The following is a 10,071-nucleotide window of genomic DNA, read 5'->3' on the forward strand; positions in this document are numbered from 1 at the left end:
GCAGGCCTGGGGGTGGCGCCAGGGCGGGGAGTCCCCGACCTGAAGGCCGCTCTCGCCTGCTTGAGCCAGTGGTGGATACGATGACGCATGTCGACGCTCCTTCTCAGCGTTGGCCACCCCCGGGCCGGTACCACGGCTGCGGGGGTTCATTGCGTTCCGGCGCCCCAACCCGTTGCTGCTGTCGGGTCGGCACGTGGGCAATGAGTCGTGGACGGTGCGTAGTTGGCCAGAAGCAGAGTGGCGCACGCGACTCTCCACTGGCAAGCGAGACAGCCATATTGGCAAGTTCGCCAACCGTGTGGGTGACGTCTTCTGTGCGAGCATGCAGATGCGCCAAACGGACCTGAACAGCGGCAGCGAGAGAAGGGGGCGCGTGATGGCAGTGCCAACCGTGCGCCGTCGGCGACTTGGAGCGGAGTTGCGACGCCTGCGCGAAGAGTCCGGACTTACCTTGGACGAAGTCGAGTCCCGGACAGGGCTCAGCACCTCAAAGGTGTCCCGGCTGGAGAGCGCAACGCGTGGTGCACGACCCGACGACGTCGACCGACTGCTCGACATCTACGGCCTCCAGGGCAGCGATGTCCGAGAGGGCCTGCTCAAGTTGGCCCGCCACGGCGGCCAGCGCGGGTGGTGGCAGACCTACGACCTCTCGCCGGTCTACTCGGACCTGATCAGCCTGGAGTCGGACGCCTCGTCGGTTCGCACGTATGAGCCCCTGGTGATCCCAGGGCTCTTCCAGACCTCTGCCTACGCCCGCGCGGTGATCACCGCCCACAGCATGACCACTTCCCCCGAGGGGGTGGATGCTCTCGTTGAGGTACGAGTGGCGCGGCAGTCCGTACTGACGAAGCCTGAACCGCTCCGACTTCGAGCGATCATCCACGAAGCCGCATTGTTGGCCAGCGTTCCGGGAACGGGGGTCATGAGGGACCAGCTACAACGACTACTTGATGTCGCCATGTATCCACACGTGACCATTCAGGTTCTACCGCTGGACGCCGCATTGCATCCGGGGGTTACCGGCGGCTTCACCGCTCTCGGTTTTGAACAACCAGGCTTGGACGTCGTCCTGTTGGAAAACCTGGAAAGCAGTCTCTACGTCGAGGAGCCCGCGAACGTGGCGCGATACATGGAAGCGTTCGAGAGGCTGACAGCAACAGCTCTTCCCTTCGAAAGATCACTCTCACTCATCGCCCAACTGAAGGAACGGAAAAGTGAGTAGAGACATTCGCAAGCCTTCGACCGCGGGCCCAGCATGGCGTAAGGCCACCTACAGCGCAAGCAATAGCAACTGTGTGGAACTTGGCGCACTGAGCGGCAGCATAGCGTGCCAGGACTCGAAAGACCCGCACGGACCATACATACGCCTCACCACGAGAACATGGACTGAATTCATATCAGGCATAAAGGCAGGCGTTCTACCCGGCTGAAGCTTAGCGATACCCCGGTAGCCCCGACCCTCACACTCGACCTCACCACTGTCGACCTCGAGGAAGTCGCCGGAGCGGATCTCTTGACCTCTATAAAGGTGCCCAGCGCCTATCCGGCGGGGCTGCCGTCGACCACTGCCGCCAAAACGCCAGGGAGGCTCTGCCGAAGACCCGGCAGAGCCTCCCCTCTTTGAGCGCAATCGGAGTCACTCACTCCGCGATGGCGATAACGTCTCCTCTTACCGCGCCCGTCGGGACTACGCCATCGAAGCTGTACGAGTCATCGCAGAAGATGACTTGCTCCTCGGCCGGCACTAGCCTCCGATACCAGAAAACGAAGTCGGCAACGATTTCGATGGGCCCCTCCAGATAGATTCCATGCCCGTCCGAGTGAGCATACCCCTCTAGCTCACCCAATGCCGAGCGGTGACTCCACTCCACATCGCGAGTCTCAGAACCTACAACTCCGGGAGAAGCCAGCTTCACCTGGGCTTGCGGCCAGTCGCCGGCAATTGCTCGCGCCAGAACCTCTCGGTCCAGACGCCATGTATCACTCTCAAAGACAGCGAGGTACGTCACTGGCCTGCCCCTCTCTCAACCACCGAGCCCGGGATGCCATGCTGCTACATCAGCCCTTGGAAGTATGGCACTGCACCAGGATGATTGGTGATCACACGTAGCCCCGTCAAGGGATTCGAAGGATCATTGATCACGGCAGCATATCTCCTGAACCCGTCGCCAGCCTTAACCGAAATCTTGTTTCAAATGAAGTCAGGAATGCCTGACCCTGGAATGAATGCACTGCGTCCAGGCTTCCCGACGAACTTGGCGTCGAGGAGTTCTTCAGCATTCCTGTCAAGTCCGCCCGACGGGCCTCCTGTGACCAGAAGCCAGACGCATCCGATCTGTGTGGCGGGTGCGGTGACAGCAGTGCTTCGAACGACCCAAGCGACAACGTCGCACCATGCGTCTTCTCCACCTGGCTGGGTGTCGGTAACGTTCGTGAGGACTCGCTGACTTCTATCCTGATCGGACCTTCTCTGCCTGAGGCCGTCGACTCCCTCCGAGCCGACTGGGGTAAGAAGGACAAGGACCACGACCAGGGGCAGAACGAGCCGTGTGGCCCTGACTGCGTCCCGAAGAACCCGTGCGACCCGAGGTGTGAGCCGAACGACTCCTGCCGTCCAGGTACGCCACCCAGTACATGCCAACCGAAAAACTGACGCAGCTGAGAGGGACCCGTGGCTGATCTGCCCGATGCCCACTTCCGGGACCTGATCTACCCGTACACCGGCGATGTCACCAAGGTGGAGATCCCTGATCGGGGATTCAGCTCGGACTTCGCTGCGATCATCAGCAGCGATAAAGGGCCGTTCTTCGTCAAGGCCGTGTTCAACCGGCCAGGAGGGCGACGGGACTCGATCATCCGGGAAAGGCTGATCAATCCGCACGTACAGCCACTTTCCCCCAATCAGCCCGCTTTCAGCGTTACGTATCGGACTTCCAATCCGAGGTCAGCGCTCACTCCGGTAACCGGGCTGTGGCCGAGTTCAACGAGCAGGTGCGGCAGGCCGTCGCCCGCCTTGACGAGGAATAGTCTGTGTCACCACGGACGCCAGTTCCGCGGTGCATCGTCATCGCGCAGTGACGCGAGGCGCCGCACGTACTCTTCCGCAATGTTTTTGCCCTCAGAGGTGTTCTGCATGAGCCACGTTGTCATGTGGAATTCTTGTACGCCACGCAACGTCGTGAACCCGGTCCAGTCCCGCAGGTCGCGACCGTAAGCCGTCACGAAGTCCGCGTACTGTTCTTTCGTCTGCCAGCCGAGGCTGTGGTGTTCGGTTGCGGTCACCATCAGGTCCCACTCGGGGTGATCGAAACCGAAGCCTTCGAAGTCGATGAGGACCACATGCCCCTGATCGTTGGTCATGAGGTTCTGCATGTGCGCGTCCCCGTGCAGGGGGTCCTTCAACGAGTCGAACCGCAGGTTCGCGACTTCGGCGCGGAGCTCGTGGAGACGCCGACGCAGGAACTGCCGGTCCTCATCCGAGACACCGTCCGGGGCTCGGTCGATGCGCAGATCCGACCGGCCGAACACGTCGTACGGCGGGAGTTCCAGCCCTGGGGGAAGCGTCAGGGAATGCAGGTCCCGCAGGACCGCGCCCAGTTCTCCGTACGTCGGCTTGCGATCCCCTTCGTTGATCAGGTGCCAGAAGGTCACCGGCCGCCCACCGGCAAGGACCGGCTGCTCCAGGTCGTCCACGACCCGAGCCGCGGGAAATCCTTCCTGTGCCAGCCACCGGGAGACGGCCACCTCCTTCCGAGCCGAGGACAGGTATTCCGATGAGCGAGCCACCCGCACGATCACAGGGGCGGAAGCCAGGCGGAACAACGCGTTCTCCCCGAAGCGGATCAGCTCGGCGCCGCACGGGTCCAGTCCTACCGACCGGCAGGCGGCAATCATGGCTTCTGCCGCCCCTGCCGACGTGAGTCCCTCTATCGCTGTCCGTGCAGCATCAGACGCCATGCCGGTACCAACTCCCCAAGTCGTACGCGATCGTCCGACGCCCGCAACCACCGGTGACCAACCGACGCGCGCCGGACACGACAGAGACCGTATCCAAGCCGGGACGCGCCGGACGAGAGCGCGGCAGCGGCTCGGCTCCCGGCGCCGGGGTCATGATGTTGCCGTCCGAGTCGGGATGCGCCTTCGAATTACTGATGCGTGTCGGCGCTTCAAGCGCGAGTCCTTCGCCGGTAGGTGTCCTCTCTGGCCCGCGCCTTCGAGCAGTCCCACGACTCGGCCAGCTCCTCGCTCAGGCCGGACTTCGTAACGTCCGCTTCCGCGGCCTGCGCCACTCAACTGCGACCTGCTCCTGGAAACAGGGCCTCGGCCTCGTCGTCACCAAGAAACTGCTCGGCGACGCCCACATCGACGTCACCATCTACGCCCGACGACTCCACCTCCAACGTGACGTCATCGGGACCGCACTTGGCAGCCAGGGCGATCGTCAAGGCCGACGACGGCAGCAACGAACTGCCACCCTGCACTGCCGCCCGCTGACGTTGCCGTCATCTACTGCCGTCAAACGCCAGGGAGGCTCTGCCGGAACTCCAGCAGAGCCTCCCTTCTTTCAACTAGTTTGCTTACGGAGTTGCTCGCTCCGCAATGGCGATAATGTCTCCTCTGACCGCATCCGTCGGGACTACGCCATCGAAGCTGTACGAGTCATCGCAGAAGGTCACTTGCTCCTCGGCCGACACTAGCCCCCGATACCAGACAATGAAGTCGGCAACGATTTCAATGGCCCCCCTCCAGGTAGATTCCCTGCCCGTCCGAGTGAGCATATCCCTTTAGCTCACCCAATGCCGAGCAGTGACTCCATTCCACATCGCGAGCCTCAGAACCTACAGTTCCAGGGGAAGCCAGTTTCACCTGGGCTTGAGGCCAATCGCTAGCAATTGCTCACGCCAGAACCTCTCACTCCAGGCGCCATGCACCACTCTCAAAGACGGCGAGATATGCCATTGGCCTGTTCCTATCTCAACCACTAAATGTTCTAGCGCTCCCCAGCCATCGGCGCCGCCGAAGCCCCACCAGCACCTTGCCAGTGGGGCTTCGACAGTTCAATGGGTTCTACAGTTCCCAGTCACTCAAATCAGCCACCTCTTCGATGGAGGTAGCCAGCTGTGCGCTGAACTCCCTGGATGACGCCTCAACCTGGGGAAGAGCAGAGGCAATATTCGACCTCTGACCATCCCCCTTATCCCTGCGAGCGAGAAGATCGGCCAGCTCTCGCTCGGCATCAATCTCCATTTGTTGGAGGACTCCCGGAGGTGGAACCCCCTCTCCATACCTCACAATGACGGGATGCTCTCCTGCCAGCTTAAAGTCAAGCATCGAGAGCAGCGACCTCATGGTATTGACGGACAGCTCCGCCTTCGCTGCGGTAGGTCGCAACGAAGCGGAAAGGGCATTACCAATGAGCGCCAAAGACTGAGCAATAAAGAACTCTGGACTCGAGGAATCATCCTCGTCGTCACCAGAGTCCATCTCAAGCCCATCCAGCGCGTCAGCACACTCGCTCTCATTGAACTCGCCGGCAGCTGCTGCCCACGCGAGTTCAAGCGCCTCGTCCGCCCACTCGATACTCTCTGTGCCGCCCAGGACTCTACAAAAGGCCATCCCTCGTTCGGCAGCAGCGGCACAGATGAGCATCAGCTCAGAGTCTGAAGCATTCGAGATCGCCTGAAGTTCTGGTGTTTTCTCCATGTCCCTCTAGTCTCCAGTAGCCCAGAAGATGGTGTATGGGGAATTCTGTGCAGCATGGCCGCGGATACCCGCGCCTCCCAATGTCACCCCGCGCACGTTGAGCATCGGCGAGCAAACGGTAACGCAGAAGTTCCGAGAAGCTGCGCCGAACACCGCATGTTCATTGGGACCCAAACTATTGAGAATCCCCTCTTCCGCATGACCGGCGGCCTGCACAAATTCTTCTCCCGGCCGCAGCGTCCAACCGGAAGGCATGGCGCCACCACCGTTGATTCCGATGCGGTTGATAAACCTCTTCGTCTGCGAGTTGAAGACGCCGATCACCGCCGTAGTGCCCTTTGTATCCGCCATGAAGTAGTCATTGCGGGATGCCTGCAACTCTTCCGCACGGTTGAGTGCCAGCATCGCATCATCTTCAGTTGCAACGCCAGGACCACAGTTGTGAACGAGGACCGGCGCAGCCCCCGCCAGCACATAGTACGTGTGCAGCCCGTCGACCGTGAGGTCGTAGGTGACGACGTCGTCCTGGTGGTACAGGCGGACCCCAGTGATCTCGACCGTGCCGTCGTCGGTCTCCAGGAGGTCACCGGTGTGGAGGTCCTTCGCCTCCACGAAGGCGGACTGAGTCTGGTCGTAGAACGGGTGGTGGTAGGTGGTCGTGATCGTCGTCGCGGAAGCGGCAGTCGGGCTCAGAGCAGCGACCGCCGTGGCCGCAGAAGCCAGGCCGAGAGCGGCCTTCTTCAGGACGCGGGACTTGAGGGACGGCTTGGCCGCCGGGGCGACAGTCACGTCCACGAAGTCACGGTCCGTCGTGGTGACGATGACCTTGTCGACCTTGTGGGTCTCCGTGGTGCCCGGCTTGCCCGGCACCGCGTTGCGGATTTCGTCTCCCTCCTTGATCTGTTCGATCGGCTTGGACGAGCCGTCCGCCATGGCCACACGAGTGGATCCCGTGAAGCTGTGCGGACCGCCGGTCAGACAGCCACTGACCTCTCCCGATTCCTGACGGCCGGTGAGGCGCCCTCTGGCATGAGCAGCCACCGAGGAGCCGGCACCTGCTGCCGCACCACCGATGGCCCCGTCCGCAGCCCCACCGGCCGCGGCCTTGGCCGCCCCCGACCACGAACACCCCGCCCCGCTACGAGAACAGGTGAGCCCGTAATCGGCGGCACCGACGGCACCCCCGGAGATACCCCCTATGGACGCGCCCTCCAAAGAGCTGGCGACCACCCTCGGCAGTACACTCCCCAGCGCCGACTCCGTGAGCTTGCCGCCCAGGGCGCCGCCGAGCGCACCACCGATCGCGCCGCCCACGGCGCCCACGGCCACCGCACCGGCGAAGGCGCTCACCGAGCAGCCACCGGCCTGGCCGGACATGCACTTGGCGCCCTGGTCCACCGCACCACCGACAGCGCCGGCCAGTGCACCGCAGCCTGCCGCGCCGATCACGGCTCCGACGCCACCCGTCGCTGCGCCCACAGCGGCCTCGCAGCCGATGAAGACCGCGGTGGAGGCTGCGAAGGAGGCGATGGCTGCCGCATGGTTCTTGAAGTAGGTCGTCGTGGTACGGACGGCCTGGGCAGTCGCGTGGTAGGCCGTGGTCACGGCATGGACGGTCTGGTGGTAGGAGTGACTGACCGCACGGGTGGTGGCGTGATAGGCGCGGCTGGCCTGGTGTCTGATGTAGCGATAGCTGTCATGGATTTCCCGGTTGAGCCGGGCTATCTCACGGTCCAGGCGCCGTATCTCCCGATCCAGCCTGGCCATGGTTTCGTCGTACTCACGCGACACCCAGGAGCTGAACCGGTGATACGTGTTCGACGCCCAGTTGGAGGCGGAGTCCCAGGCTCTGGTGACGCCCTGCCACGCGCTCGATGCCGCTGACTTCACGTGCTCCCAGCCGCTGGACACCGCGCGCTGCATGCTGCCCCAGAAGCCGTGCCCCGAAGGGTCGGTGCCCTTGAGCGGGTTGTCGTCGACGTAGGCGAAGGGGTTGGCGGTGGCCGAGTTCGGGACCGGGTCGAAGGACATGGTGTCCCGGTTCATGAACTGGCCTGCGGCCGGGTTGTACCAGCGGGCGGCCATGTTGACCTTGCCGGTGGCCGCGTCGGTCCAGCCGGACTGGTAGCCGAGCCTGCCGACCGGAGTCCCGGCGGTCCCGGTCACGTTGCCCAGCGGGTCGTAGGCCGTGGAGCCGCTCAGCGCCGTACCGGCCGCCGAGAAGCTGCCCACCACGTCGTCGTGCTGATCGGTGAACGCGAGGCTGCCCGAGCCCGCCGTGGCGCCGGCCATACCGATGCCGACGAGGCCTCCGTCGGGGCTCCACGTGTAGGTGCTGGAGCCGTCCGAGGCAAGAGAGTTGCCCGTGCCCGTGTAGGAGAAGGAGATCTTGCTGCCGTCCGTGCCGCTGCCGGTCATGACGCGGCCCAGCGCGTCGGTGACGTAGGTCTGCGTACCCTGCTTGACCTGCTGATCGAAGGCGTCCGAGGCGAAAGCCGTGGTCGTGGAGCCGGTCGCCTGCTGGGTCAGCGTGCCGCGCGCCGTGTAGCGGTAGGTGTTGACGCCGTCGCCGGTGAGCTGGTCCCGCGCGTCGTACGTGTAGACGTTGGCACCGATGCGGATGCGGTTGCCGGAGTCGTCGTAGGCGTATGCGGTGGTGGTGCTCCCGTTGTTCCACGACGTCAGGCGGTCCGCCCAGTCGTAGGTGTAGGTGTTGTCGGACGAACCGGCGAGGCCGGCGGTTTTCTTGCCCGTCAGGTTCCCGTTGGTGTCGTAGCCGTAGCCGATGGAGGCGACGGTGGCGCCGAGCGCCGTCTTCAGGTTGTCGCTGACGAGCCGGTGCAGGTGGTCGTAGTTGAAGGTGCGGACGTTGCCGTCCTTGCCCCCGTACTGGATGTTGTCCGGCTGCGAGAGGGAGTTGTAGGTGTAAGTGAGCCGAGAGCCGGTCGCCGGGTCGTCGAGAGTCGCCAGGCGGTCGGCCTTGTCGTAGCCGTAGGCGGTCGTGCCCGCGGCGTCGGTACGTGATGTGGTCAGGCCGTCGCCGTCGTACACGAACGAGCTGGAGCCCGCCGTCCCGTCGGCCGTGAGCAGCAGCCCGCGGTCGTTGTAGGTGAAGGTGTTCGACGTCGCCGGGGTCGTGGTGCCGACGGCGCTGGTGGCCGCGGTCAGCATGCGGTTGTCCGCGTCGTAGCCGAAGGTGCGGGTCGCCGTGGGGGCGTCGGCTCCGGTGCCGGACTGGCTGGTGACGTTGCCGAGGGCGTCGTAGTCGGAGGTGACGGTGACGCCGCCGGGGGCGGTCTGGGACACGGCGTGCCCCGCCGCGTCGTAGGACGTGGTGAAGGTGGAGTCGGCCGCGGAAGTGTAGCTGTAGGCGGACGTGGAGACCGGTGGCTCGACGACCGACTCGGGCAGGTTCCAGGAGTTGAAGGTGTAGTAACGGGCGTTGCCGCGGCCGTCGGTGAAGCGTGTGCGGTGCCCTGCGGCGTCGTAGCCGAACGACGTCGTGATCGAGTGCGCGGCGTCGACGGGCTGGACCTCTCCGGTGACCTGGCCGAGCGCGTCACGCGTGAGCGTGGTGGTGTGCTGGTTGGCGTCCGTCGACGACATCAGGTGACCGGCGGCGCTGTAGGTCGCGGATCGCGTGGCCAGCACGGTCTGCCCGTCGGTGTCCAGCGACTGGGTCCGGACGGGGTTGCCGAGCTGGTCGTAGGAGACGGTGGTCCGGGTGCCGTCGGGGAGTTTGACGGCGGACTTGTGGCCCTCCAGGTCGTAGGTGGTCTCGGTGGTGTTCCCGGCGCCGTCGGTGACCTGGGTGGTCTCGCCGACGTTGTTGTAGCCGTAGCGGGTGGTCACACCGTTCTGGGTGGTGGTCGAGGCGAGGAAGGCCCCGCCGGGGTTGGCCGCGGAGGCCGCGTAGGAGTGGGTGGTCGTGGACGTGACGGGGCTGGGGAAGCGGTCCAGGACGGTGGTCGTCAGCTTCCGGCCCATGAAGTCGTACGTGGCCTGGGTCTGCGCGCCGGACGGCGTGGTCTCGGACAGCGCCTCGCCGTTGGCGTCGTACACGGTGTGCGCGACGCCCTTCTTGGCGTCCGTGACCTGGGCGACGTCGCCGAGCTGGTCGTAGAGGTACTGGTTGGTGTGCCGCAGCGGATCGGTGATCTGGGTGACGTTGCCCATGTCGTCGTACGTCCACGTCGTGGTGGCCCCGGTGATGGGCGTCGAGGAACCGGGTGGCGTGTAGTTCGGCAGGGTCTGCGCCGTCTTGCGGCCCGCGGCGTCGAAGGAGGTGGTGACGGTGTTGCCGTTCGGATCCTGGGTCTCCGACTGGTCGCCGAAGGTGTTGTAGCCGATGGTGGCGGTGGGGTGGAC

7 protein-coding genes are annotated in these 10,071 nt (G+C 64.3%); 2 read left to right on the forward strand and 5 right to left on the reverse strand.

Annotation, left to right across the window (positions count from 1 at the left end; genetic code table 11):
• Window positions 1-376 precede the first annotated feature (376 nt).
• Together K6I34_RS22880 and K6I34_RS22885 are read left to right on the forward strand one after the other, a co-directional pair.
• A complete protein-coding gene (locus K6I34_RS22880; protein WP_229328209.1) occupies window positions 377-1,222 on the forward strand; it encodes a helix-turn-helix transcriptional regulator in 846 nt (281 codons plus the stop codon).
• Window positions 1,215-1,430 (forward strand): DUF397 domain-containing protein, encoded by a 216-nt coding sequence (locus K6I34_RS22885; protein WP_308294040.1) that lies wholly within the window; start codon window positions 1,215-1,217, stop codon window positions 1,428-1,430. The genes K6I34_RS22880 and K6I34_RS22885 overlap by 8 nt, the downstream gene beginning before the upstream one ends.
• Window positions 1,431-1,640: 210 nt before the next feature.
• Here the strand turns inward: K6I34_RS22885 and K6I34_RS22890 are convergent, their stop codons facing one another.
• From K6I34_RS22890 to K6I34_RS22910, 5 genes are all read right to left on the reverse strand, one after another.
• Window positions 1,641-2,009: a hypothetical protein gene (locus K6I34_RS22890; RefSeq protein WP_229328206.1), complete on the reverse strand. Its 369-nt coding sequence runs from the start codon at window positions 2,007-2,009 to the stop codon at window positions 1,641-1,643.
• Window positions 2,010-3,033: 1,024 nt separating this feature from the next.
• Window positions 3,034-3,957 (reverse strand): aminoglycoside phosphotransferase family protein, encoded by a 924-nt coding sequence (locus tag K6I34_RS22895; protein WP_229328207.1) that lies wholly within the window; start codon window positions 3,955-3,957, stop codon window positions 3,034-3,036.
• 332 nt (window positions 3,958-4,289) lie between these two features.
• Window positions 4,290-4,445, reverse strand: a complete 156-nt coding sequence (locus K6I34_RS38695; protein WP_308294041.1) for a hypothetical protein — start codon at window positions 4,443-4,445, stop codon at window positions 4,290-4,292.
• 622 nt (window positions 4,446-5,067) lie between these two features.
• Window positions 5,068-5,703: a hypothetical protein gene (locus K6I34_RS22905; RefSeq protein ID WP_229328208.1), complete on the reverse strand. Its 636-nt coding sequence runs from the start codon at window positions 5,701-5,703 to the stop codon at window positions 5,068-5,070.
• Between the two features lie 6 nt (window positions 5,704-5,709).
• The coding region (locus K6I34_RS22910; RefSeq protein WP_275127133.1) for an RHS repeat-associated core domain-containing protein at window positions 5,710-10,071 on the reverse strand (4,362 nt) is incomplete at its 5' end.

The sequence above is a fragment of the Streptomyces sp. UNOC14_S4 genome, assembly GCF_020740835.1.
Lineage (GTDB): Bacteria > Actinomycetota > Actinomycetes > Streptomycetales > Streptomycetaceae > Streptomyces.